The sequence below is a fragment of the Prevotella sp. HMSC077E09 genome (assembly GCF_001814685.1).
In the GTDB taxonomy this organism is placed as follows: domain Bacteria; phylum Bacteroidota; class Bacteroidia; order Bacteroidales; family Bacteroidaceae; genus Prevotella; species Prevotella oris.
The window spans coordinates 59,527-85,001 of sequence record NZ_KV817517.1 but is presented as its reverse complement, the minus strand read 5'-3'; the positions used below and the strand labels follow the sequence as shown (position 1 = coordinate 85,001).

The window sequence follows — 25,475 nt, the reverse complement described above, 5'->3', positions numbered from 1 at the left end:
TCAGGTGTTTCTTTTATCCGACGGTGTCTCATCTCTCAATCCACTTACTGCTCAAACTCAGCACGCAGCACATTGATGACATGATCCACGGTCTCTTCTTCAAGATCGGCTTTTTCAATGAGCATTTCACGCGGTGCATTGAGCACAGCCTTGGCTGTATCAAGCCCAATACTCTTAATGGCATCAATCACCCATTGGTCGATTTCATCGGAGAATTCATCCAAGTAGATATCCTCATCGGCTTCTCCCTCTGGCACTTCACGGAACACATCAATGGTGTATTCGGTCAACATAGAGGCCAACTTGATATTCAAACCACCGCGTCCGATAGCCAGACTGACTTCTTCGGGCTGCAGATAAACCTCTGCCTTGTGGTTTTCCTCATCGATATTGATACTGCTCACACGAGCCGGACTCAATGCTCTTTGAATGAAGAGATTGATGTTTGTCGTGTAGTTCACTACGTCGAGGTTTTCATTGCAAAGCTCGCGGACAATGCCATGCACGCGACTTCCTTTCACACCCACACATGCACCAACCGGATCTATGCGGTCATCAAAGCTCTCAACAGCTATCTTGGCACGTTCTCCCGGCATGCGGGCAATCTTGCGAATGGCAATCAGTCCGTCATTGATTTCCGGCACCTCAGCCTCAAGCAGACGTTCAAGGAACATCGGACTTGTACGCGAAAGGATAATCTTCGGATTGTTGTTCTCGTTGTCTACACGCAGAATAACGGCACGAATAGTCTCGCCCTTGCGATAGACATCAGCAGGAATCTGCTCACTCTTAGGAAGAATCAGTTCGTTGTTCTCATCGTCAACGACAAGCACCTCACGCTTCCAAATCTGATAAACCTCACCCGAAACAATCTGTCCTACGCGATCCTTGTATTTATTATAGAGCGTATCATGCTCCAATTCCAATATCTTTGAAGCCAACGTCTGACGAAGATTTAAGATTGCACGACGGCCAAACTTGGCAAAGTTCACCTGTTCGGAGACTTCCTCACCAATTTCATAATCGGGTTCAATCTTGAGCGCTTCTCCCAATGCAATCTGCTTGTTCTCGTCTTCAACTTCACCGTCAGCCACTACAACGCGGTTGCGATAAATCTCAAAGTCGCCTTTATCGGGGTTCACGATAACGTCGAAATTCTCGTCACTGCCGAAGATCTTGGCAAGCACATTGCGGAAACTCTCCTCCAAAACGCTTACCAATGTCGTACGGTCGATATTCTTCGTATCCTTAAACTCACGGAAAGTATCGATCATACTGATCTGCTCTTCTTCATTTTTTCTTGCTGCCATAGCCTTTATTTGAAACTTATTAAGTATTTAGTATATTTCACATTATCCATTTTGAAAGCATGGTCTACATCCATTTTCTGCGGACGTTTCTTCCCCTCCACCTTGACTTTCTCATTCACAGTCACCGTAAAGTCGTTGCCGTCAACACTCTTCAGCACGCCCTGGAACTTCTTCCCATCAGCATCCATCACTTCAACTTCCTTGCCGATGAAGTTCACATATTGCTGCATGACCTTGAAAGGCTGACCCAATCCGGCCGAGCCGACCTCTAATTCATAGTCTTCTTCGTCACGACTGAGACGGTCTTCAATATACTTGCTCAACGCCACACAGTCTTCAATCCAAACGCCATCAGCGTGGTCGATCTCAACAACAATCTTGTCATCCGGGCTGATATCTATGCCCACAAGAAAGTACTCCTTGTCTGCCAGCCACTCATCTACTAATTTCTTTACGACGTTTTTGTCAATCATATATGTTTTATTAAAATAAAATGAGGAACTCTCTGCGGAGTCCCTCATTCCTCTGAACGCTGCAAAATTACAAAAATTCCTTGTAACATGCAAACGTTTTGCCTTTTTATTTCATCCACTATACCGCTTCATACCATTCTGCACCTCTGCTCACCACCAAGAAACAGCATCTTTAGGGAATGGAAGTTTTATTTTCCACTGTCCTGCTATTGATTTTCTTCTGTATGCCCATGGTCTTCCTATCTGCAAAATCATCAAAGCTGGCTCCCTTCGCCATATAATACCTGACGAGTTTATTTGCAATCTCTATAGCTCCTTTCTCTCATAAAGCATAAGGCAACTATGAAATCAATATCACAGTTATCAAATCACTTAGTCTTTACTCCTTTCAGACTTTCATGTATACATGTCCTGTCGACAACAAGCATATAAGCCCCCCTTAAATGCTTATAATAGATCTGCATAAGAGACCATTGCACATTGATAATAAGCCCCTTGATGCACCATACCAGTTCTATAAACAGACAGACATTGTGTCTGAAATACTCCCAACACGCCATTGTCATGCTGTAATAAATCCCTAATGTGCTTGCCTGTAAACGTAGGTTGATTTTGACAAACGACGAAACTGACTCCATTACAGATGCTTTTGGAACAATTGAAGTGATGCCTGTTTGGAAATGGTTACTATAGTCTTCAATTTCAACAGCCCCGCTTATTCGTCATAATCCGAAGCACCATGTCGTCTGTTGCGCACATGGCTTCCTTGCCGATGCTTGTTAAATTCCGGATGCTTTGGTCCACACATTCGTCGATAATGCCTTCAGCAGCGGTGACATGTCGGCCTTCTCGTGCCAACAACGCACTCAAAAGGGCCGTGCTGACGCCCGAACATATCTTCAAAGAACAGCTGGGTTTAGCACCGTCGCATATCATCCCGGTGAGGTTGGCAATCATGTTTTTCACCGCATGACACACGTCTTGGAAGTTCCCTCCCATGAGGTAAGTTATTCCGCAGCTGCTTCCTATGCTCGCAACTACGCAGCCACAGAGTGCACTTAGCTTGCCGAGGCTCTGCTTGATATAGATAGCGGTGAGGTGACTCAACATCAAGGCACAGATTAATTCCTCTTCCGTGTTCTCGTTTTCTTCGGCATAAACAGCCACGGGATTAGTGGCACAGATGCCTTGATTGCCCGACCCCGAGTTGCTCATCACGGGAATCATCGCGCCCCCCATACGTGCATCGCAGGCCGAAGCCGTGGTAGCGATGATATGAGAAAAGATGCTGTTGCCGAAAATTCCATGGCTTAGAGGGCGGTCCATGGTCTTTCCAAGGCAGTGACCATAGTTTCCTTTGATGCTTTCTCGGGCTGCACGGAGATTGTATTCCTTGGTTTTGAGAATGAATTTCATTTCTTCAACCGGACTCGTTGTAGCGAATTCCCACACAAGCTTCATGTTGAGTTGAATGTCGTTTTTAGCAGCTTCTTTACTGCATGCCTGTCGTTTGTCGAACAAAATCCTGTCGTCTTGCGCCTCATAGACAAAGTGGGTGTGCGCTCCGGAGATAATGGCTGTGGCCTGATGTCCCTCGCTTTTGCAAGTCACTTCCACGTAAAGCTTCTCGCAGATGTCGCTCTTCAGCTGAATACAGATGCGGTCTTCGGCCACAAACTGCTTGCCGGCTTCGAGCCATTCGGGGGTAAGATCCTTGATAACTTCAAGCTGATATTCGCTCTTGCCTATCAAACTGCCGAGTGCAATAGCAATAGGAAGGCCTATCATTCCTGTGCCGGGAATACCTACTCCCATAGCATTTTTCAGGATATTTGCACTGAGTAGCACTTTGATTTCCTCGGGTTTACACCCCAACAGCTCTGTAGCGCGGGCCGTACAGAGGGCTACTGCCATCGGTTCCGTACAGCCCACAGCCGGTACGACCTCGCGGTTGACGAGGTCGATAATCTCGTTTCGCACTTCTTTGTCAAGCATTTCAATAAGGTTTATTTCTTCTTTTGATAAGCTTTAAGACCTTTCTGCAGGAATTTTATGTAGGCAGGAATGTCTTCATTGTATGAATAACTGCCCACAAGAGGATTGCCGTCGTTGTCTACCGGCACATAGAACGGCTGCGTATTAGCGCCGAACTTGCTGCGTTGCAGATAACTCCATTTGTCGGCAACCGTGCGGAGTGTACGCTTCTGTCCATTCTCCATGATTTCTATTTCCTGTGGAAGCCGCTTGTTGTCATCCACATACAATGAGATGAGCACATAGTCTTTCTCCAACATTTCCATGACACGCGGGTCGGTCCAAACGGCAGATTCCATCTTACGGCAGTTCGTACAGCCATATCCGGTGAAGTCAATCAGCACGGGTTTATTCATGGCTTTCGCTGCCGCCATACCTGTTTCATAGTCTGTGTAGTGTGCCTTTACCACCTTGGTGTTAAGGTTGAAGTCCTGCGTTTCTATCGGAGGAGCGAATGCACTCACGGCTTTTACGGGCGCACCCCACAGTCCCGGCACCATGTAAACCGAGAAAGCAAGCGAGCAAAGACCCAACATGATGCAGGGCACAGGCATCGGTTTCCGGACATCTCCACCCACTGTATCGCTCTGGAACTTAAGTTTTCCGATGAGATAGAGGCCTAATGCTGCAAAGATTACAATCCATATGGCCAAGAAAGCCTCACGACTGAGCAGGTTCCAATGCGATGTCATGTCGGCAGTACTGAAGAACTTGAGCGAGAAGGCCAGTTCAATGAAGCCGAGAACTATCTTGATTGTGTTCATCCATGAGCCCGACTTCGGGGCGCTCTTCAGCCAACTTGGGAACATGGCAAACAGTGTAAACGGCAAAGCCAAAGCCACTGCAAAGCCTAACATGCCGAAAGCCGGGCCGAGAAGTGAGCCGGATGTCGTGGAGGCCACAAGCAGGAAGCCGATAATCGGGCCTGTACATGAGAAGCTTACCAACGTCAGTGTGAAGGCCATGAGGAAGATAGAGAGCAGTCCGGTGGTGGAAGAAGCCTTGGTGTCAACGGCATTTCCCCATTTCTCGGGCAGCTTTATCTCAAACCATCCGAAGAAACTGAGGGCGAAAACCACCAACATCAAGAAGAAGATGATATTGAAGAAAGGCTTCGTAGACCATGCATTCAAAGCCGAAGCACCAAAGATACGCGTCACGGCTAAACCCAAGATGAGATAGATGACGATGATAGAAATGCCGTAGGTGATGGCATCACGGATGCCTTTTCGCCTGTCGTCTTTAGCCCGTTTGAGGAAGAAACTCACGGTCATCGGTATGATTGGCCACACACAAGGAGTGAACAAAGCGAGCAATCCGCCAAGGAAACCCATGAGAAAGATGTAACCCCAGCTCTGATTTTCAACGCCGTCGCCCCCGTTCTGCTCATGAATTTCTTTGATAACAGGCTTCCACAACGCGTCTTTTTCAGCCTTGGTGAGCGACGAAGTAACTGCAGCACTCGCGAGGGCAGCACTGTCTTGCTGTGCCTTGTCCATGTTGTCGGCCTGCAATTTCGCCAAACCTTCCTGCGCATCCTGGTTTCCCTGTGCGGCAGCCGTCGTCATAGCAGCCAACAGCTCGCCGGAAGGAACATCCTTTCCTGCTTCAGCTTTTGCGTCTTTTCCTGCTGCCACAGCCGGACTCTTGCCCGATTTGTCGATATCAACACTCGTCGGAGCCATGCATGTCTGGTCGCTGCAAGCACCATATTCCAAGTAACCTTTCAACACATAGTTGGGCTTGGTGAACCTTACTTTCTGCGTGAATGTCACGCTATGTTCAAAATAACGCAGTGTCGCTTCAAAGTTTTTGTCGTAGGCAGAGATTTCCTTTCCGTGGGCCTGGAGCTTTCCAACGAGTTCAACACCGTCCAACTTGGAGGCTGTGAACGATGCCGATGTAGGCCCTTCTGCACCTAACCGCGTTGAATAGACATGCCATCCCGCGGCAATCTTTGCTGTGAAAACAATCTCGGCTTCGGCCGACTTATTGGTCTTCAGCTGTGATGAAAACTTCACAGGAGACTGAATCTGTGCACTTGCTATAATGACTATCATCAGCAAGATGGCCATTGATGTAATTCTTTTCATAGTTTTATTCTGTTTTGCTTGAGTTTGCAAATATAGCAAAATCTGCTCAAATACGGCTCAAATAAGCCTTTTTTAAGAAAATAGAAGACTGTATATCTTTCCTTTTAAAAAATTAAAATATCGTGTCATCGAGCATGCTTCGCAATAGTTTTCCGTACATATCATTTTCTCTTATGCCCTATCTTCCAAGGCATGATTGCTGGAAACGAAAGATGTGTTAACATCTGTCATGAATATTTACAATTGTTCTTCAATGCTTTGTAAATCCAAAATGGAAGTCGTTCTCACCCAAAATAAACGCCGTTTTCTAACAGATTGCAATGCATTGACAATCAGGTGGTTATAAAAATCAACGTGAAATATGAGATAAAATCATGTCGAAAAACGTTGCAATTTGCGTCAAATCAATACATAACTTGCTTCATTTTACGACGCCATCTGATGCAAATAGCAATGTGATCAGCGTCAGATTGCAGTGCAAGATGATAGAAGTAAGGGCGCCGAAGCCATAAGATGACTTCACACAAGCATGAAAAGCACGTTTTCATTTCTATTTGGTCGTAGAGAAAAGTGTTAAAAATGAGGAAGAAAATAAATAAAAAAGAAGCCTCTCTCCCAGCCCTTTGCTTTCCTCGTTGAGTTCACTCAACGAACAGCGACCCTTGGTTCTCCAAGGAGAGGGGAGTGATATGTCCTCCAATTATATTCTATTTGAACTCTATCTTCAAGGCATTTTACTCCCCTCCCTCTTCGGGGAGGGGTTGGGGGAGAGGCTTCGTTTTCCTCGTTCTTCCTTGGGGAGAGGTCAGCAGAGAAGCTTCTTTTCTCTCTCATCTGCTTGCAGAATAGAGAAATGATGCTTATATTTGCAGCCATAAACACCATAATCTATTAACTGAACACAATGAGAAAGAGAGTTATTCTACTCCTTGTGAGCTTGTTCTCCCTGCTGAACGGCTTCGGAGAAAACTGCATCTTAGGAACGATGTCGACAGAGGCAATGCAGCAACAACAGCGCCCAATGACTGCAAAGCAATGGGAAAGCGTGCATGCCACCTATGCTGCCAAGACCTATCAGCCTAAGGATAGCTGGGAATTTATTACGGATTTCAATCCCAATATGCAATGGGAAGAAACGACACGAGAGGTGTTTCAAAATATGAAAATACAGCTTTCGGGCGACACCCTGCTCTCTCTTAACGGAAAAAAGATAAGCGTAAGGCGCGCGAAACGCAGTCTGCAGACGAAGCAAGAGCAGTCGCCTTGCTTCTCTTCCCTCTATGATTATTTCGCCAATCGAGGCATTCACTTCGCCAAGAACGTACCCGTCCTGCAGATTAAATCGTCAAAGCGCAATATTTATAGCGAGCATTTGGAATATATCTACACAGGCGACTATCTCGTGCTTTACCACAAGGGAATGGCCGCTATCTATAAATATATTCGACGGAAAGACCAAGGAACGCCTCTGGCTACGGCCAAACTCATCTATACCATGGGCGATATGTATATGGATTTCAAGAAGGAAGGAAGCAGTGAACGTGCCAAAAAGTATAACATCCGCCCCTATAATGAAGTGCTGATAATGGCTGACCGGCACAGAAATCAAATAACTATCAACAATGAGAACTTCTTTTTGGAAAGACTATACTATGTGAACGGCTTCCCAATCTTTGCCTGCTATAACTACAATGAGGACGATGAGTTTCTGATATATGTCTATAAAAATGGGAAAATCGACGAAGACAACAACCTCCAGATAGATGCTTTCTGCTCTTATAATGACGTGACAGAAGACTTCGCCATGTTCTCTGACGGCACTATTTACGTCAAGATTAAAGAGGGGAAGAATACGGAAATCGAAGTTTATCGGATTAACAAGCAAGGCGACTTGTATAGGTTGAAATAGAAAACAGGCTTTCAAAAAGCGACAATAGGCCCAAGAGTGGCTTATCGGGAATAGCTATTGAAGAATAAAATAAACTTTTTATAAGCGATAGAATGAGGAAAATAATTTTTCTTTCACTACTTATGGTGGGTATTTCTGGTGTGGGACAGCCGTGCAAATACGCTGCTGTTGCCGTGGCAAAAAGTAATGATAACGCAACAAAGCATCTTTCATGTGACGAAAAGCTGAGGCAATTGGTTCTCTCATGTGCAAATTTCAAGACGCTTTTCAATAGGAAGACGATGTGTGCGGAAATAGAAGAAAAGCGGCAGAATGGTGTTTACTCCATTCGTTTGTATGCGAAAGAGCATGGTGCAAACAGTGAAAGCACACAGGGATGGCTGCTGCTTGACACGAAAAACAGACTGTTGAAAGATGTGACTTTCGACCCCGAAGCGCCGATTATATTGCGTTATGACGAGGGAAAATATGAGGACTATGTGGCGAATTGCTTAGGAATAAAGGGCTTTTCTGCCAAACATGGAAGTGTGGAAGACCTGCTTTATCAGCTCCCCATGCTGCCTCTGCCCTTGGAATACAGCTATGATTTTATCATGGACATGGGCGGAACAGCAGTTCCCGACAAGGCGCTTATGCCGTTCCTGGAGTCTTGTGTGGATAGCGAAACAGACCTTATGGACTGCCATGTGGCTCAACTGCTAACGGTAGATGGCTATCGTGTGTTCATAATCTGTGGCAGAGATCAGATTGGGGAAGGGCGATTTTTCCTCTGTTCGCTGGATAAGAACAACAAACTTACCGATAAATTGCTCATCTATATGGCTCGGACAATAAGGTGGAAAGGTAAGGAAGACAACAGCTATCTGCATTTCAAAATCAACGACGGCGGTCAAATCACGCTGAACAAAACAGTTATCCACAACGAAAAAGAACTTGTTATCGGCAGTAAGCACTATCAATTGAAAGGCGGAAAGTTCTGCAGTTTATTAATCGAAGCACGCCATGTGCAGAATAAGATAAGCCTCAATTGACGACTACGAAATTCAGAAGAAAAGCAGTCTTCAGTTAAAATATGTGCTATGTTTTAGCAGTATTGAATGCATTGATAAGCTAATCGTTATGACCTTTGAATTGAAAAATGAGAAAGATACCGCTGAAACGCGTTGAGATTTGCATCAAATTACTGCGCAATATGACTCAAAAAGCAAGGCAATCTCAGTCATATTACACGATAAACTGACTGAGATTGCCCAACAAGAAATAGTGTAAAGTAACCTGACACAGTTTACTTTATACATGCTTTAGAATGCTATATGTTTTTCTTTACTTTGTTACGGTGACAGAAATACGCCCCTTTCTTCCGTCTCTGTCAGACACATTAATGACGGTTGTGCCAATTTTCAAAGCCTTGATTGTAATAGTAGCGTCTGAAACATCTACCTTTACGATATTGTTGTCCTCTGCACTTGCCTTATAGGGATAGGCTCCTGACTGGATGTTTACTTTCTCCATCTGCCCAACAGAGAGGCCAACGCTGGCCTTACTGAATTTAAGTGCCGACAGCTTTTGTCCTTTAACCTTTACTGTAATCTTTGCAGTCTTCTTGTTTTTATCAGTGACAACAATCTCTGTTTCACCGCTATAGCCTCCTGTAACGACAAAGAAATTTCTGTCATTATGAAGAGTTATCAAGGCAATCTTTTTATCCAACGCATTCACTTCGTATGGAGCTGTACCATTTTTTATATAGACATTCTTTGCTTCTATAGGTGAGAGCGTCAGTGTGGAAGGGTCAAGAATAAGCTGAGTCTTCTTTCTTTCCTCCTCTTCTCGTCTCTTTTTCTCTTCTTCTTCCTTTTTCTTTTTCTCTTCTTCTTGCTTCTTTTTCTCCTCCTCCTGCTTCTTCTTTTCTTCCTCTTCCTTTTTCTTCTTCTCTTCTTCCTGCTTTTTCTTTTCCTCTTCTTGTTTCTTTTTCTCGCTTTCCTTGCGCTTCATTTCCTGTCGTTCTTTTGCATCAAAATCTGTCTTATCACACGAAGTAAGTGAAATAAAGCATACACAAAGCAGCGAAATCGTCCATTTTGATAAATTCATTCTTTTCATTTTCCTTTTGTTAATGTTTAGTGAGTTGCTATAAAAGAGTGTTATCCCCCGATTACCTTGTATTATATAACGCTATAAAAAAGGTGTTGAAGTGCGATTATCGGAATGGCTAACATTAAATTGGTCGCAAAGGTAAGCGTTTAATCTTACATATTGTTCATTCTAAATACTTTTTAAGTACTATTTGAGTTCATTTGTAACCTTTTCGCATACAGTTGGTATTCAATGTTCCTATCTTAGACTTCAGCTTTGATTTTGATGTGTATGAGTTCCACATTACCTGAAGAATGAAAGATTATACACTAAAAAAAGCCGGACGCAATGGCATCCGGCTTTTTGATGTATGAATGTAACGAGTTCTTATTCCTGGGGTAACATCACAACAGTTATCTTGCTTCCAGAAGCTAAGAAATCCTTAACGAAAGCAGAGATACTTTGTGGTGTCTGTGCCTCTACTAACTTCTTGTAGTCGGTATAGGTATCAATGCCGAGCTTATCAAACTGATAAATGGTGTTATTCCAGAAGCTGTTGGTCTTTGCCTTGTCGTCAATCTGCTTCAACATCAAGGCTTTTACCTTACTCAACATCTCTGCATCACAGGCTGTTGCAAGCTTGTTGGCCTCGTCGGTCATAATCTTCAAGGCGATTTCTCGCTTCTCGGGCTTCATCGGACAAACGCCAATCATGTTGTAAACCTTATAGCCGTCATCGGCCAAAGAAGCACCGGCATAGGCACCACAAGAGTAAGCTGCACTGGCTTCCTCACGGATTTGCTTCAGATAGATCATGGAAAGCACCTGACCGGCCATATCCATCTGGATGCTCTTTTCAAGGGTGTAAGGCAGGGTTTCGTTGTGCCATACCATGTAAGCATTGGCTTTCGGCGTCTCCATCTTACGCTTGAAGATGTTCTCAATCTGGCCGGTAACCATCTTGTTCATACGCTTTGAAGCCACGTTGTTTGCCTTTGCAGGCAGCGCACCGAGATATTGACAGATGAGAGGACGAATGGTTGCTTCGTCGAAGTTACCAATGATGGTGAACTCCCAACCGCGTGCACTTGCGGTGCGTTCTTTGGCCATTTGCAGGATACGGTCATAGTTGACATTCTTCAAATCCTTAAGAAGCAGCGGTGCAACACGTGGATTATGGCCGTAGAGTGTAGCCGTCAGAGAGTCGCTGAAAGCTGTTTCGGGAGAGAGCTCACGGTTCTTCAGCGACACTTCATACTGCTGCATGAGGTTGTTGAAGGCGTCATTGTCTTTCTTGATGTTGGTGAAATAGAGGTAAACCATTTGCAACATGGTTTCTACATCCTTTGGAGTGGCATTGCCATTGATGCCCATCTTGCGCTCGCCCATGGTCAGATTAGCATTTGCAATCTTACCTGCGAGGGCCTTTTGAAGCTCAGTACTTGTGAAATCTCCAAGGCCGCTGATGCCGATAACATCATCGAATGTGTTGAAGTTTGCAAAGTCTTGCAGGCCATAGGCGGTCGAACCACAGCCTCCATTGCCATTCAAGAGCACCTGATCTTTCTTGAAGTCGGTCTTCTTCAGAATGACTTTCACACCGTTGGAGAGTTCCAATGTGGTGTAATCAAACTTCTTGCTCTTGGTCTCTTTCTTTATCTTGCCTGCCTTGGGCATTTGTTTGATGAGCGGTTCGTTCTTAACATTGTCAACATATGCCGTGATCTGTTCCGTGCGTGCAGCCTTCACAGCATCAAGCAACTGCTGTTTTGTGGGATAAACATTACCTTCTTTCTCGTTGTTGAAGTTGATAATGACCATGTTACTGTCGTTGGCCGGAACCAATTCCTTTATCTGCTGATTGACAGCTTCAAGTGGAATCATCGGCACAAGTTGCTTCATCGTCTGGTAAGTATATTCTATTCCAGGCATCGGTTCATTAGTGAGGAAGTTGCCAAGACACTCACGATAGAACTGCGCATTATAGCGTTTGTCCTTATTGCTGTACTGCTTTTCGAGTCCACTTAGATAGTCCTGCTGGAACCTACTGTATTCCGTTGCGGTAAAACCAAACTCTGCAGCGCGACGAGCCTCAATCAAAGCGGCCTTCAAAGCGTCTGCAGTCTTGCTCATATCCTTTGGAGAAGCATCGATAGAGAAGGCATCCTTGGTCTTTGCAAAGATATAGTTTCCATCGTAAGCCATGGCGTTCACAAATGGGCAATCGGCCTTCTGAGCTGCTTCTGTATAGCGTTTGTTGAGCATATTGGCTATGGCATCGTTCACATAGTCATAGATAAGATAGTTGATAGTGTTCTTCAGGGAGTCGGGGAACACGTCATGTTTGAACATCACTTCTACACTTGAGCTTTGCTCTTCCTTATCCTTGTCGATGACAACGATAGGTTCTGCATTGTCAGGTACTTGCTCATCAACAATCGGAGCCTCGTTTTCGGGGTTCTTGATATCGCCGAAAAGCTTTTTGATCTGTGCTTCTACCTTGTCTACATCAACATTACCAACGATGATCAGTCCTTGGTGATCAGGGTGATACCACTTGTGATAATAGTCGACAAGTTCCTTGCGCTTGAAGTTGTCTACGACGCTCATCAAACCGATAGGATAACGCAAACCATACTTGCTTCCGGGGTAGAGTGCGGGCAGATTGCGTTCGAACATGCGGCTTGAAGCACTCGTACGCAGACGCCATTCCTCATGGATAACACCACGTTCGTTGTCGATTTCTTTCTGATCGAGCGTCAGACCGGTTGACCAGTCGCGCAGAATGATGAGACAGGTGTCAATAGCTCCCGGGCGCTGTGTAGGCACATTGTTGATGTTGTAGACGGTCTGGTCGATGCTGGTATAGGCATTCAAGTCGACACCGAATGCAATTCCGTTGGCACGGCACCATTCAATGAGGTTGTTTCCCTTAAAGTGATCCGAGCCATTGAAAGCCATGTGCTCCAAGAAGTGAGCCAGACCTCGCTGGCTTTCTTCCTCTTGAATAGAGCCAACTTTCTGTGCAATGTAGAAGTTTGCACGGTTTTCGGGCCAGTTGTTGTGGCGGATGTAGTAGGTAAGACCATTCGAAAGCTTACCTATTCTCACGTCCTTGTCTACTGGAATCGTCATCTGCGGCTGTGCTTGAACCATTCCGGCAAGCATCAACAGAGCTGCAACCAATAAATTTCTAAGTTTCATGTATAAGTAAATTTGTTAATAAATATTCGTCCTTGTAAACCAACAGGCGAACTGATAAGCATCAGTCAGCAAACTGACTATATAGCCTAAGAATAATGCAAAGGTAATATAAATAATGTATCTTTGTTCACTTTTTATCATTTTTTTATTGATTTTACTACGAAACTGAAAATCCTTCACCTCGCATTCCCTGTCTCATTGCTCAGGAAAATGCGGAGTGAAGGATTGCCTTCTGTTTGAAATCAACAGCAGATTTCTATTTCTTCATCGCCAAAGCGTTACTGGTCTTCTCTGTATATTGTGGCAAAGTGAGTGTCGCCTTGCCCTTGACAGCCTCGACATTGCTGCCTACAAGGAACGTATAAGTGCCTGCATCGGCCAACCACTGACTGCTCTTTTCATCGTAACTTGCAAGGTCACGCACAGCGAGCGTCATCTGCAAAGTCTGTGTTTCGCCAGGCTTCAGCATGCGCGTCTTACCAAACGCCTTGAGTTCCTTAGTCGGTTTTTCAAGTTTTCCCTTTGGAGCTGCCACATAAACTTGGGCAACTTCCTTTCCGGCTACGCTTCCGGTGTTCTTCACAGTCACTGAAACCGTAATCTTATCACCGCTGCGTTTCACCGTAGGAGCACTGAAATTAAAGGTCGTATAGCTAAGACCAAAGCCAAAGGGATAAGCCACCTGGCGACGGTTGGTGTCGAAGAAACGATAGCCAACCCAAATGTCTTCTTCGTGCTTGGTGACGTCGCGTGTAGGGATTGGAGCACCACCTGCACCGAGATTTTCATAGGTGAAAAGGTCTATGTCCTGCGGGAAGTTCTTCGTTGAAGGGTGATCTGTGGCTGCAAGAGGCCATGTCATAGAGAGGCGTCCCGATGGACAAACCTTTCCTGTCAGTATATCTGCCACGGCATTTCCACCCTCTTCTCCCGGTTGCCAAGCCAAAAGAATGGCATCGGGATAGGCACTCCAACTGGTAGTTTCCATCACCGAACCCGAGTTGATGACTACAATGACGGGCTTGTTTTCGGCATGATAGGCCGCCGTTACGTCTTGTATCATCTTCATTTCCTGCGGAGTGAGGTTGAATTCGCCGTCAATCTTGCGGTCAATTCCCTCTCCGGCCTGACGCGAAATGGTGATAACGGCCATGTCAGACTGCTTCAATTGCTTCTTGAGAAGTTCCTGAGTAATATCTATCTCGGGCATCTTCTGGTCGCCCATCAACGGTGCTTCAAACCAACGATAACCCGAACGGTCGGCTTCAAACTTTAGTTTTGCATAGTCAATATACTTCTTATAAATCTCTGTCAGGTCGGCGGTAGCTTCGATACCGACATTCTTCAGCCCCTGGACGAGGTCTATAATATAAGGTGTATGAACGCAACCGGAGCCTACACCGCCTGAAAGGAAGTTGTAGGAACCCGTGCCATAGAGCGACACACGCTTCGGGAGACTGCCCTTGGCGCCTAAAGGCAGCACGCCATTGTTCTTCAAAAGTACCATACCTTCTTCTGCCACTTCGCGGCTAACGACTGCATGTGCTTTCAAATCAGGGGCATTATTGCCCTTATAGCCATTGAAATGAGGGGTCAGCACAATGTATTCAAGGATGCGGCGCACGCACTTATCCACATCTTCCATACGCAGCTTGCCACTCTTCACGCCTGCAACAATATCATCAACCTGCTCTTTACAGCCCGGTTCCATAAGGTCGTTGCCCGCCTTAACCTCATCAATGGTGTAGAGCCCTGCCTGCTCTCGCTTGCCACACCAGTCGGTCATGACGATGCCTTTGAAGCCCCAGTCATCGCGAAGTATCTTCGTCAAGAGGTCGTAGTTGGCTTGAACGAATACGCCGTTGATGCGATTATACGACGACATTACCGTCCAAGGATGACTTTCGCGCACGGCAATTTCAAATCCACGCAGATAGATTTCGCGGGCTGCACGCTGTGACAGTTGCTCGTCAACTCCCGTTCGGTTGGTCTCCTGGGAATTCACGGCAAAGTGCTTGATGCTTACACCTGCACCCTCACTCTGCACTCCATTGACGTAGCCTACAGCAATCTTCCCCGTCAAGAGTGGGTCTTCGCTGTAGTATTCAAAGTTTCTTCCGCACAAAGGATTGCGGTGAATGTTCATTCCCGGGCCGAGAATCACGTCACAATTATACGCTTTCACCTCGTTGCCGATAGCCTTTCCGACTCTTGACGCAAGCTCGGTGTTCCAGGTTGCAGCCAGACATGAGCCTACAGGAAAGCCTGTTGCATAGAATGTTTTGTCGGTTTCCGGACGCGTAGGATTAATGCGGACACCTGCCGGCCCATCGGTAAGAATGGTCTCAGGAATACCAAGCCGTGGGATAGCGATAGTCGAACCGGCTGCCCCGGGCACTGTACGTGAGGAGTTTCCTGCCACAGCTGTGGTCGACCAGAAATCGTATTCACCACCGATAAGCAGTGAAGCTTTCTCTTCAAGAGTCATGGCATGCAGCACCTCGTCGATGTTGTTCTTCGATAATTTCGGTGTTTGTGCCGTTGCAGTAATGCTCATTGTCATTGCAAATGCTAAAATTTTAATATTCATAATCAGGTTATATTAGGTTTTATGTCACATCTGTCATTAGTCGTTCATCAGGGTTTTAGTTGTTAAAAGCTGTTGCAAAGATATGGAAAATTCATGAAACAGCACTGCATAAGATGTTTGTATTTCATGCATCATCCGTAAATAACACTCCTCATTTGAAATCATCTCTGCCCTTTGTTGATAGCAACAGCGCAAGAAGAAAACTGTAATCATCTGTAAACTTCTTTCCTGTTGAATTTGCATTCGCCCCTGAAAATCATTATCTTTGCCGTAGGGAAAGGTTCGTTCGGGCCTTTCCTTTTTTCATATCTAATTGCAAACAGCCTTGTAATTACATAGGAATGAGCCTGCAAAGTGATAGAGATGGGGTTGTAAAGTGATAGAAATGAGCACATGAAATGGTAGAGATGAGCACGTGAAACGGTAGGAGTTAATGCGAGAAACAGGTTTAAGTGCTACTTGAAATCATGTCATCTGCCAATTTGCAAAAAGAGTTCTTGGGAGCTCATCCTACAATCAGCACCGTGTTCATTCGAAGATAATCCTCGCTGAGATAAAGGAAACCATGGAAGCGGTTGGCTGTACCCCAGGAGTTTTTCGCAATGAAATAGCGCTGACCTTGACGGTCGTGAGCAATTCCGATGAGTGCAAGTGCGTGGTCATCGGTGGTCTGTCGTTGCTCGAAAGCACGCTGGCGCTGCTGTTGTGTGACGTTTCTCAATGCTATTTTTGCTATTCCCGAGGCCGCATCGAAGCCCGGAGAAGAGACGTCGCCCTCCCAAAACACAGCTCTTCCGTTGCGCAGTCGGGTGACGACGAACTGCATCATCGCGTCTAAGGGCACGTTAAGTACGCGGTCGTTGTTCACATTGTCGGGCACTTCGAGCACGAAATGACTGCCGAAAGGATGATGGGTGAAACTCGTGATAGCCTGATATTCATCCTCCTGGCATACGCTGTGGGCAAATTCCAAAGGCGTATATGCGGCGCCGAGCATGTAGACTTTCGGTCCCGGCAGATAGCCGACAGCCTCGTCGAGAATGCTGTTCGCGCGACTGTCAAGGTGGTTAAAGTTGGTGGTTGAGCGCGAAGCGAGTTGCAGTTTGCGTGCAACGACGTTGTAGTTTACAGGATGATAGGCGTGATAGGCATCGAAAGGAACCGCTCCGTAGGTTTGGATCAGCGTGAGCAGTCGCGTGCCCATGCCACGCATATTGATTGGAGTTGTGCCGCGTGAGAGGTAATAACGGCGTGCACTTTCCATGAGAAGCTGGCGTGCAACATAATCGGTGCTGAGGTTGACCGAGTCGCCCTGCATGAGATGATTGGTCTCAATGGTAGCTAACATGGCATACAGCCAGCACAGACTGCTGCGTCCCTGGTCTTTCACGGGCGTTGTCTTGAGACATATCTCCGTGACGAATGGATTTCGCTTTTGCGTTTTCTTCGGTTGCGAACAGGTCGAGAACAGCAGCACGCTACATATTATATAACCAACTATTTTCTTCATATGCTGCAAAGTTACGAAGAAAATGATTAATTTTGCAGGCATGAAAGGGAAAATAACTGATTTTGAAGTAATGGCTCCGGTAGGCTCACGTGAGAGTCTTTCTGCTGCAATTCAGGCCAGTGCTGACTCCGTTTATTTCGGTATCGGCAAGTTGAATATGCGCTCCCATTCGGCCAATCACTTTACGATAGACGATTTGAGAGAGATTGCCTCCACGTGTAATGCTCACGGCATCAAGACTTATCTGACCGTCAACACGGTGATTTATGACGATGATCTGGCCACGATGCGCGAGATTATCGATGCAGCAAAGGACGCAGGTATCAGTGCTGTGATTGCCAGTGACGTGGCTGTTATGACCTATTGCAACGAGGTAGGCGAGGAAGTTCATCTGTCGACACAACTCAATATATCGAACATCGAGGCGCTGAAGTTCTACAGTAAGTTTGCTGATGTCAGTGTGCTTGCCCGCGAACTTAACATGGAACAGGTGAAGAAAATCCATGAAGCTATTGTGCAAGAGAACATCTGTGGGCCAATGGGAAAGCAGGTTCGGATAGAGATGTTCTGTCATGGTGCGCTGTGTATGGCCGTGAGCGGGAAGTGCTATTTGAGTCTTGCTGACGCCAATCGGTCGGCTAATCGCGGAGAATGTGTACAGATATGCCGTCGCTCCTACACCGTAACGGATAACGAAACAGGCAATCAATTGGAGATAGACAATAAGTATATCATGAGTCCTAAGGACTTGAAGACGGTGCGATTCATAGATAAAATGATGGAAGCGGGCGTCAGAGTGTTCAAGATAGAGGGGCGTGCGCGTGGCCCGGAATACGTGTATACCGTTGTCAGATGTTACAAAGAGGCTATTGAGTCAGTGCTCAATGGCACATGTACAGAAGCAAAGAAAGACGAATGGGATGAGCGGTTGTCTACGGTTTTCAATCGAGGCTTCTGGGATGGATACTATCAAGGGAAGAGACTTGGTGAGTGGAACCGAAACTATGGCAGTGCAGCTACCGAGAAGAAAGTGCTCATCGGCAAGATCATGAAATACTTCTCAAAACTTGGTGTGGCTGAAGTTGCCGTTGAAGCTACCGATTTCAAGAAAGGCGACAAGCTGCTTATCACAGGGCCTACAACGGGAGTAATGTATCTCACGGCCGATGAAATCCGCTACGATCTACTGCCTGTAGAGAAAGCAGAACAAGGTACAAGAGTTTCAATTCCTGTCACGGGGAAAGTCAGGCCGAGTGATAAGATTTATAAATTAATACAGACTGCGCAAGCATAACAATCCCGGTGGGATTCTCTCTACCTACTCTCCTGAAAGAAAAAGGGATAGATTGACTTACGCTTGTGAAAGTTGTAAATAGGAAACATTAAAGCAATTAAATAAACAAATAAACGTTTTTCTCCTTCCTAAGCATATCACTCCCTCCCTTTTCGGGAAGGGATCGGAGGAGAGAGTTATATATTATGACAATCAACGAAGCTCAAGATGAAGTGATTGAAGAGTTCAATGACTTCACCGATTGGATGGATAAATACCAGATGCTCATTGACTTGGGCAGCGAATTAGATGCACTTGATGAGCAACATAAGAATGACAGCAACCTGATAGACGGCTGCCAGAGTCGTGTTTGGATACAATGTGACGTGAAAGAAGGGCGACTTTTCTTCACGGCGGATAGCGATGCACTCATTGTGAAGGGTATCATTGCATTGCTGATACAGGTGCTCAGCGGGCACAAGGCAAAGGAAATCCTCGATGCCGACCTGTATTTCATCGACCGTATTGGTTTACGCGAACACCTCAGTCCAACGCGCAGTAACGGTCTTTTGGCAATGGTAAAACGCATCAAGGCCTATGCCTTGGTTTACGCAAACGCATGAGGAAGCTACGCACAATAGAGATGAAACGCCTCTCAATCGACGAGTTCAAAGAGGCCGAAAAGCTGCCGTTGGTAGTTGTTCTGGATGATGTGCGCAGTCTGTATAACGTGGGGAGTGTGTTTCGTTCGGGTGATGCTTTCCGCATAGAGGCTGTCTATCTCTGTGGAATTACTGCCACTCCGCCGAATGCCGAAATTCATAAAACGGCACTTGGAGGCGAGGATAGTGTGGCTTGGAAATACTTCGAACGCACAGAAGAGGCCGTGGAAGCATTGCATCATGACGGCTACTTTGTCTATAGCATAGAGCAAGTGGAGGGCAGTACGATGCTGCAAGAACTTACAATTGATAAACCGTTGACTTCCAAGGGCTATGCCGTCATCATGGGAAACGAGGTGAAAGGCGTCAAACAACAGGTTATAGACATGAGCGACGGTTGCCTGGAAATCCCACAATTCGGTACGAAGCACAGTCTCAACGTCAGCACTACAGCGGGTATTGTGATGTGGGAATTTGTAAGGAAAATGCTGTTTTGAAATGTGAATTTATAAGAAAATATTTGGGATTTGTGATTTAATTACTTATCTTTGCCACATAAGCTATCAACATTTTGGATAAGATACGGAGCATCAAATTATATAAATCATATTTCAAGGATTTTTATATTGCACAATCAAAAGGGGTGCGAGATAAGATTAACTATTCCTTATATATGGTTGAAACTATGAAGATTATCCCTTCAAAGTTCTTTAGAAACATAGAAGGTTCAGAGGGTCTTTATGAGATACGTACTGAATATGGTGGGAATATATACAGGGTGTTTTGCTGCATGGATGTAGATTCTATCGTTGTGTTATTCCAAGGTTTCCAAAAGAAAACACAGAAAACTCCGGCCAAGGAGATTAAAATGGCAGAGCGATTAAGGAAAGAATATTTCAAAGATAAAAAGGAGTAATAAGATGGAAAAGGGGAAAAAAGAGAGGATTATGAGTTGTACATCGTTTGATGAACTATTGAATGAAGAGTATGGACATGAGGGTACACAGGAGCGAGACTTATTTGAAAGTAGGGCTCAAGCCTTTTGTCTTGCTGAACAACTTAAGGAGGAACGACGCAAAGCCGGTCTTACACAGGAAGAATTAGCTAATCGTATCGGGACAAAAAAGAGTTATATTTCACGTATCGAAAACGGACATACCGACATACAACTTTCAACTTTGTTTCGTATCTTTGCCGGATTAGGCAGACGTATTACTTTTAATGTATTGTAGTTGTTTTTTATTACGTTTTCAAAGGCAAGTCCATAACGAATAAATTGCAATGTTTAGAAGTATCCACCCACTAATACATAAAATAATGAAGCCAAGCTTTTTCCTTTTCCTAATATTTGCCTTGACGTTCTTTTCCTGCCAAAGCAATGGGCAGAACCCAACAGATCATAAAACGAAGTCTATGAAAATTGATGACACCAACCAATACGTGAGACCAGATGAAGCAAAGCTTCGTAAGATGCTCACAGCCGAACAGTATGCCATTACGCAAGAGGCTGCAACCGAACGCCCCTTTATCAATGCCTACGATCACGAGTTCAGACCGGGAATTTATGTGGATATCACCACGGGACAACCCTTGTTTCTGTCTTCTGACAAATATGATTCAGGCTGTGGGTGGCCTGCCTTCTCGCGGCCTATCAGCGATGATTTGATAGCCGAACATACGGATCTATCGCATGGAATGACGCGTACGGAGGTGAAGAGTAAACTTGGCAATGCCCATTTGGGGCATGTGTTCAACGATGGCCCACGCGAAAAAGGCGGTCAACGTTATTGCATCAACAGCGGTGCTTTGCGCTTCATTCCTGAGCAGGAAATGGAAAAAGCAGGCTATGGTGCCTATCTGAAGTTGCTCCATCCGTTGCGAAACATCTATCTTGCCGGCGGTTGTTTCTGGGGAACAGAGCATTTCCTGAAGCAGATAGAGGGTGTGAAGGCTACGCAAGTAGGCTATGCCAACGGTAACACTACTCATCCTACATATAAAGAGGTGTGTACAGATGCAACGGGGTTTGCCGAGGCTGTGCATGTGGAATACGACCCGACAGTAGTGAGTCTGACGTTCTTGCTCGACCTTTATTTTAAGGCTATTGACCCCACTTCACTGAACAAGCAGGGAAACGACCGCGGAACACAATACCGAACGGGGATTTATTATGTCGACAAAAGCGATCTTCCAACCATCGAAGCAGTGATGAAGGAACAGCAAAAACATTTCAAGCAGCCGCTCAGAGTGGAGGTGTTACCGTTGAAGAACTTCTATACGGCCGAGGAATATCATCAGGATTATCTCGACAAAAACCCCACAGGCTATTGCCATTTGCCTCAAAGCCTGTTTGAAATGGCGCGGAAAGCCAAGATGAAATGACTGGACAAGCGCGGTCATTTGACTCAAAATGCACGGTAATATGACGCAAGTTGCAGGCTCATCTGACGCAAGTTGCGTGGTCATTTGACGCAGATGACAATGCCGTTCTACGTGATTTTACATTGTAACTAAGCGCTTTTCTCGTAACATCTTGTTAGTCAATGCGTTGCTGATTGCTGAAAGAAAGCACGGATTTGAAGTGAGAATGACTTTAGTTTTGAATTGAAAGCTTCACAAAGATAATGTGTAAATATTTGCAACGAATATTTACACATTTTTTGTTTATAGGTGTTATAAGAAGAGCAATAACACCATTTTGATTTCCTTAAGATAGGTGTACGCAGCATATTTTATGCAGAAATCCAGAGTTTGTTTATTGCTTCAAAGAGGTTTGTCAACTGTTGTTCAGCCCTTTCCTATGGTATCTTGAAGGAAGAAAGAACGCGTTTTACTGAATAACTTCATAAAAAATGTTAAGGAATTACATGTTATTAATATAAATACTTTATCTTTGTTTTCATATGAAACATATGTACTTATTTGTGTAAGCGAAAGTCTTTAAGATTATTCCGAAATGAAACCATCATGCTGTGAGAAAAGAAACTGTCTGACTTAGATAATACTTGGCAAAAACAAATAAAGCAAACGGCTCTGACATGAACAGCTAATGTGCAGATGACTTGCCGTTAAGGGGTGATGAATTCCCTGAAGGTGTTGTCGGCTGACAGTGAGTACAAAGCAATAAAACCAAAAACAATAAAAATCGATTATGTGGAAACTATTAACCCCACCGGCCTATAAAGCAGAGCAGACAGGCCCGGAAGCTGACGCCAGATACAAGAAGCTGCGTTGGCAAGTCTTTTTAGGTATATTCATTGGATATGCCGGATTCTACGTTGTTCGCAAGAACTTTTCAATGGCAATCCCAATGCTTGCCAACTTTGGATTTGACAAAGGAGAGCTTGGTATCGTGCTTTCGATGAATGCTATCGCCTATGGTTTCTCGAAATTTATTATGGCGAGCATCTCCGATCGCAGTAATGCACGCACGTTCCTGCCATTGGGTTTGATCATGGCAGCAGTTTCAATGCTCTTTATGATTGTACCAATTCAATGGATAGGTGCCGATCACAAGTCGCTTGCTATCCTGCTGATGGCTGTGCTTAACTTCCTTGTCGGTTGGTTTAATGGTATGGGCTGGCCCCCTTGCGGACGTGTGATGACTCACTGGTTCTCGATTAAAGAGCGCGGCACTTGGATGTCTTTCTGGAACTGTGCCCATAATGTGGGCGGTGCATTGGTAGGACCGATGGCCGTTTATGGTGCACTTTGGTTCGGTTCCTGCTTCTATGGTGCTGACCAAGAGCGTTATTTCCTTATCGGAACTTATGCATTCCCAGCTGCTGTGGCTATTCTGATAGCCTTGTTAGCCTATAGTATGATACGCGATACACCACAGTCTTGCGGTCTGCCTTCCATTGAGAAATGGAGTGGTTCGGCTTCAAAGAACTACTCTGAAAAAGCTGAAGAAGTGCTCTCTACAAAGGAAATCTTCAAGATTGTATTGAGTAATAAGTTCCTTTGGTACATAGCTTTTGCCAACGCTTTCGTCTATATGGTGCGCTATGGCTGTTTAGATTGGGCACCGACTATCCTTACCGAGCGCGGCATCGACATCAAGAGTGCAGGTTGGGCCTACTTTGCCTATGAGATGGCAGCTATTCCCGGAACCATCATTTGCGGTTGGCTTTCAGATAAAGTGTTCCATGGTCGCCGTGCTTTACCCACGATTCTTTTCATGATTCTCGTGGCAGTTGCAATCGTAGTCTATTGGCAGAACATTGACAATGTGAATGTAGTTATCGGCTGTCTGATTGCCATCGGCTTCCTGATTTACGGCCCCGTGATGCTTATTGGCGTACAAGCGCTTGACCTTGCACCCAAGAATGCAGCTGGCACAGCAGCCGGATTGACGGGCTTCATGGGCTATGTGCTCGGTACGGCACTGCTGGCCAACATCGTTATTGGCTATGTGGCAGAGGCTGCCGGGTGGAATTGGACATTCATTCTTCTGATAGTTGCCTGTCTGTTCTCTATCCTTTTCATGGGCTTGACCTATCGTGAGGAACAGTATTTAGCAAAGAAAACACAGAAAGAAGACAAGTAAATTTGACATTATCATAAACAATAAACAACTAAAACCAAAAGAAAGATGAAGACTCTTTACAGATTAGGACTCTTGGGAGTAGCAGCCGTATCAGTCCTGTCCTCTTGTTCTGATGAGCAGGAGTTCACCAATGAGAACACAGATGCAAAGCGTATTGCAGTGCAGCAGATTTCTCCGGAGATGGCTAAAGTTCGTGACTATGTGCCTCTTTATGCTTGTATGGCACACCGTGGTTCCACCTATTGGGCTCCTGAAGAGACCGAAGCTGCGTGGCGATGGGCACGAAACATGGGCGCAGACTATTTGGAAAGTGACCTGCAGGCCACAAAGGACGGAGTGGTACTTGCCAACCATGATGAGAATTTGAAGCGCACTACAAACATCGAAGACGTGTTCTCTGATGAGGTTCCGACTATCCGTAAGGACTTCTATCGCAGCTTCCGCAATGCCGACGGCACTCAGCATTTCACGGAGCAGGATATTGAAGAGCAGTATCAGCGCGACAAGAAGGACTTCCGTTCGAACTACACCTTATCTTATTATTATGCAGAATTGCTGATGCTTGATGCCGGTAAGTGGTTCAATGACGCTACACCTGAACAGGAACGTGCTTCATTTGCGGCAAAGCATAACGGCAAAGTGATATACGATGCCAACGGAGTTCCTTCTATCCAGTATTCAGATGGTCTGTATGTTTCTGCTTTGCAGGATCAGATTAACTATGCCATGGGTAAGAAACTCAAACGTGATGCCAATGGCCGTCGCGTGCTTACGTACAAGGTCAAAGCGGAATATCAGAACATGACCTTGGGCGAAATATACAAAGCGGCCAAGGCTGCTGTGAAATGTGATGAGCCAAGTGTAGTGGGCAGTAAGGCTGCCAAATACATGGACTTCGTTGAATATAGCTTCGGTGACAAGAACGGTTCTGCGGCTTATATGAATGACCCGGCCGACAACGGCAACCGTCCTGGCATCTATCCTGAATTCAAGGAGTCGTGGCTTAACCCTAAAGATATCGAGATTCGCGTTTATAACATTCTTGATGAGTGGGGTTGGAACATTATCACTAAACCTGAGAGTGCCGGCAATCAATTCTATGTAGGCGGTAAGGTTAACGTGGGCAACACCAATGGAAAGGTTGTTCTTCAGACCTTCTCTTTCGATGCCTTGCATCGCGCTTACGGTGTGTTCAAGGGAAAAGTGCCTATGTGTTTCCTGCTTTGGATAAGTAAGCCTCCTTATGCAACTGATATTGCTTACGACACTCCTACAGGCTATGCAGACTTCATCAAGTATGCCGAAGACAATGGTGCACACATCATCGGGCCGGCAATTTCGGGCGCACCAAACAACTATCCCGAAATGAATAAGCCCTGGCAGGCCTATATGATTCGCAAGGCGGGCATGCTTAACCATCCTTATTCGTTTGATTCGGATGCACAGATGAAGCGCAACATGGGCTATTACGTAAACTTCTGGGGAAAGAACCCAACAGAATTTGACGATCTGCTCAATGTGACTGTGCAGCCCACTGCTTATACAACATTCAAGGAACCCGACACACATCCGGTCTATATGGACGGGTATTTCACCAATCGCTCTGAGATTTCACTCCATTATATGATTGAAAACGGCTTCCGTTGCAATGCGAAACTCACTAATCCTTTCCACCCCGGACAGCTTTACGACAACTCGCAGGCACCTTCAAAGGTTCCGAATGCCGATGCTGTACTCGATGCTTTAGGCTATTAAACAGGAACAACAATACCATCAAACAATCAAAGTAAGA

18 protein-coding genes are annotated in these 25,475 nt (G+C 45.4%); 10 read left to right on the top strand and 8 right to left on the bottom strand.

Going from position 1 to position 25,475, the window contains the following annotated elements:
- Window positions 1–44: 44 nt before the first annotated feature.
- From nusA to HMPREF2983_RS03395, 4 genes are all read right to left on the bottom strand, one after another.
- Entirely contained in the window at window positions 45–1,310 is a 1,266-nt protein-coding gene (gene nusA / locus HMPREF2983_RS03415; RefSeq protein WP_004373571.1) for a transcription termination factor NusA, read from the bottom strand.
- Between the two features lie 5 nt (window positions 1,311–1,315).
- Window positions 1,316–1,783, bottom strand: coding sequence for a ribosome assembly cofactor RimP (rimP, locus tag HMPREF2983_RS03410; RefSeq protein WP_004373570.1), 468 nt, complete (start codon window positions 1,781–1,783; stop codon window positions 1,316–1,318).
- A 702-nt stretch (window positions 1,784–2,485) separates the two neighbouring features.
- A complete protein-coding gene (locus tag HMPREF2983_RS03400) occupies window positions 2,486–3,778 on the bottom strand; it encodes an L-cysteine desulfidase family protein (RefSeq protein WP_070666791.1) in 1,293 nt (430 codons plus the stop codon).
- A gap of 11 nt (window positions 3,779–3,789) precedes the next feature.
- On the bottom strand, window positions 3,790–5,910 hold the full coding sequence (locus HMPREF2983_RS03395) for a protein-disulfide reductase DsbD family protein (RefSeq protein ID WP_070666789.1): 2,121 nt from the start codon (window positions 5,908–5,910) through the stop codon (window positions 3,790–3,792).
- Window positions 5,911–6,814: 904 nt separating this feature from the next.
- On the opposite strand from HMPREF2983_RS03395, the gene HMPREF2983_RS03385 reads away from it, so the two are divergent.
- Both HMPREF2983_RS03385 and HMPREF2983_RS03380 read left to right on the top strand, forming a co-directional pair.
- Window positions 6,815–7,819, top strand: a complete 1,005-nt coding sequence (locus tag HMPREF2983_RS03385) for a hypothetical protein (RefSeq protein ID WP_070666785.1) — start codon at window positions 6,815–6,817, stop codon at window positions 7,817–7,819.
- 92 nt (window positions 7,820–7,911) lie between these two features.
- Window positions 7,912–8,850: a hypothetical protein gene (locus tag HMPREF2983_RS03380; protein WP_083316660.1), complete on the top strand. Its 939-nt coding sequence runs from the start codon at window positions 7,912–7,914 to the stop codon at window positions 8,848–8,850.
- A gap of 292 nt (window positions 8,851–9,142) precedes the next feature.
- On the opposite strand, the gene HMPREF2983_RS03375 is transcribed toward HMPREF2983_RS03380, so the two are convergent.
- From HMPREF2983_RS03375 to HMPREF2983_RS03360, 4 genes are all read right to left on the bottom strand, one after another.
- Window positions 9,143–9,913: a hypothetical protein gene (locus HMPREF2983_RS03375; RefSeq protein WP_246829330.1), complete on the bottom strand. Its 771-nt coding sequence runs from the start codon at window positions 9,911–9,913 to the stop codon at window positions 9,143–9,145.
- A gap of 369 nt (window positions 9,914–10,282) precedes the next feature.
- The gene (locus HMPREF2983_RS03370; RefSeq protein WP_070666781.1) at window positions 10,283–13,099 is read right to left on the bottom strand and encodes a M16 family metallopeptidase; all 2,817 of its coding nucleotides are present in this window, start codon (window positions 13,097–13,099) and stop codon (window positions 10,283–10,285) included.
- Between the two features lie 256 nt (window positions 13,100–13,355).
- The gene (locus tag HMPREF2983_RS03365) at window positions 13,356–15,656 is read right to left on the bottom strand and encodes a glycoside hydrolase family 3 C-terminal domain-containing protein (RefSeq protein ID WP_246829329.1); all 2,301 of its coding nucleotides are present in this window, start codon (window positions 15,654–15,656) and stop codon (window positions 13,356–13,358) included.
- Between the two features lie 538 nt (window positions 15,657–16,194).
- Window positions 16,195–17,241 (bottom strand): C1 family peptidase, encoded by a 1,047-nt coding sequence (locus HMPREF2983_RS03360; protein WP_070666776.1) that lies wholly within the window; start codon window positions 17,239–17,241, stop codon window positions 16,195–16,197.
- On the opposite strand from HMPREF2983_RS03360, the gene HMPREF2983_RS03355 reads away from it, so the two are divergent.
- From HMPREF2983_RS03355 to HMPREF2983_RS03320, 8 genes are all read left to right on the top strand, one after another.
- Window positions 17,240–18,493, top strand: coding sequence for a peptidase U32 family protein (locus HMPREF2983_RS03355; protein WP_070666775.1), 1,254 nt, complete (start codon window positions 17,240–17,242; stop codon window positions 18,491–18,493). The two genes, HMPREF2983_RS03360 and HMPREF2983_RS03355, sit on opposite strands and share 2 nt — an antisense overlap.
- Before the next feature lie 185 nt (window positions 18,494–18,678).
- On the top strand, window positions 18,679–19,095 hold the full coding sequence (locus HMPREF2983_RS03350; protein ID WP_004378263.1) for a SufE family protein: 417 nt from the start codon (window positions 18,679–18,681) through the stop codon (window positions 19,093–19,095).
- Window positions 19,092–19,631, top strand: coding sequence for an RNA methyltransferase (locus tag HMPREF2983_RS03345; protein WP_004375333.1), 540 nt, complete (start codon window positions 19,092–19,094; stop codon window positions 19,629–19,631). Before HMPREF2983_RS03350 ends, HMPREF2983_RS03345 begins: the two co-directional genes overlap by 4 nt.
- Before the next feature lie 74 nt (window positions 19,632–19,705).
- Window positions 19,706–20,050: a type II toxin-antitoxin system RelE/ParE family toxin gene (locus HMPREF2983_RS03340; RefSeq protein ID WP_070666773.1), complete on the top strand. Its 345-nt coding sequence runs from the start codon at window positions 19,706–19,708 to the stop codon at window positions 20,048–20,050.
- A 4-nt stretch (window positions 20,051–20,054) separates the two neighbouring features.
- The gene (locus tag HMPREF2983_RS03335; protein ID WP_070666768.1) at window positions 20,055–20,366 is read left to right on the top strand and encodes a helix-turn-helix domain-containing protein; all 312 of its coding nucleotides are present in this window, start codon (window positions 20,055–20,057) and stop codon (window positions 20,364–20,366) included.
- Between the two features lie 85 nt (window positions 20,367–20,451).
- On the top strand, window positions 20,452–21,516 hold the full coding sequence (locus HMPREF2983_RS03330; RefSeq protein ID WP_070666766.1) for a bifunctional methionine sulfoxide reductase B/A protein: 1,065 nt from the start codon (window positions 20,452–20,454) through the stop codon (window positions 21,514–21,516).
- 769 nt (window positions 21,517–22,285) lie between these two features.
- Complete coding sequence (locus HMPREF2983_RS03325; RefSeq protein WP_070666764.1) at window positions 22,286–23,683, top strand: MFS transporter; 1,398 nt, start codon at window positions 22,286–22,288, stop codon at window positions 23,681–23,683.
- A gap of 45 nt (window positions 23,684–23,728) precedes the next feature.
- Window positions 23,729–25,438 (top strand): glycerophosphodiester phosphodiesterase family protein, encoded by a 1,710-nt coding sequence (locus tag HMPREF2983_RS03320; RefSeq protein WP_070666763.1) that lies wholly within the window; start codon window positions 23,729–23,731, stop codon window positions 25,436–25,438.
- Window positions 25,439–25,475 lie beyond the last annotated feature (37 nt).

Bases quoted from the DNA above. Each gene is read 5' to 3' on its own strand.
- nusA (WP_004373571.1), bottom strand. From the start codon at position 1,310: ATGGCAGCAAGAAAAAATGAAGAAGAGCAGATCAGTATGATCGATACT.
- rimP (WP_004373570.1), bottom strand. From the start codon at position 1,783: ATGATTGACAAAAACGTCGTAAAGAAATTAGTAGATGAGTGGCTGGCA.
- HMPREF2983_RS03400 (WP_070666791.1), bottom strand. From the start codon at position 3,778: ATGCTTGACAAAGAAGTGCGAAACGAGATTATCGACCTCGTCAACCGC.
- HMPREF2983_RS03395 (WP_070666789.1), bottom strand. From the start codon at position 5,910: ATGAAAAGAATTACATCAATGGCCATCTTGCTGATGATAGTCATTATA.
- HMPREF2983_RS03385 (WP_070666785.1), top strand. From the start codon at position 6,815: ATGAGAAAGAGAGTTATTCTACTCCTTGTGAGCTTGTTCTCCCTGCTG.
- HMPREF2983_RS03380 (WP_083316660.1), top strand. From the start codon at position 7,912: ATGAGGAAAATAATTTTTCTTTCACTACTTATGGTGGGTATTTCTGGT.
- HMPREF2983_RS03375 (WP_246829330.1), bottom strand. From the start codon at position 9,913: ATGAATTTATCAAAATGGACGATTTCGCTGCTTTGTGTATGCTTTATT.
- HMPREF2983_RS03370 (WP_070666781.1), bottom strand. From the start codon at position 13,099: ATGAAACTTAGAAATTTATTGGTTGCAGCTCTGTTGATGCTTGCCGGA.
- HMPREF2983_RS03365 (WP_246829329.1), bottom strand. From the start codon at position 15,656: ATGAGCATTACTGCAACGGCACAAACACCGAAATTATCGAAGAACAAC.
- HMPREF2983_RS03355 (WP_070666775.1), top strand. From the start codon at position 17,240: ATGAAAGGGAAAATAACTGATTTTGAAGTAATGGCTCCGGTAGGCTCA.
- HMPREF2983_RS03360 (WP_070666776.1), bottom strand. From the start codon at position 17,241: ATGCCTGCAAAATTAATCATTTTCTTCGTAACTTTGCAGCATATGAAG.
- HMPREF2983_RS03350 (WP_004378263.1), top strand. From the start codon at position 18,679: ATGACAATCAACGAAGCTCAAGATGAAGTGATTGAAGAGTTCAATGAC.
- HMPREF2983_RS03345 (WP_004375333.1), top strand. From the start codon at position 19,092: ATGAGGAAGCTACGCACAATAGAGATGAAACGCCTCTCAATCGACGAG.
- HMPREF2983_RS03335 (WP_070666768.1), top strand. From the start codon at position 20,055: ATGGAAAAGGGGAAAAAAGAGAGGATTATGAGTTGTACATCGTTTGAT.
- HMPREF2983_RS03330 (WP_070666766.1), top strand. From the start codon at position 20,452: ATGAAGCCAAGCTTTTTCCTTTTCCTAATATTTGCCTTGACGTTCTTT.
- HMPREF2983_RS03325 (WP_070666764.1), top strand. From the start codon at position 22,286: ATGTGGAAACTATTAACCCCACCGGCCTATAAAGCAGAGCAGACAGGC.
- HMPREF2983_RS03320 (WP_070666763.1), top strand. From the start codon at position 23,729: ATGAAGACTCTTTACAGATTAGGACTCTTGGGAGTAGCAGCCGTATCA.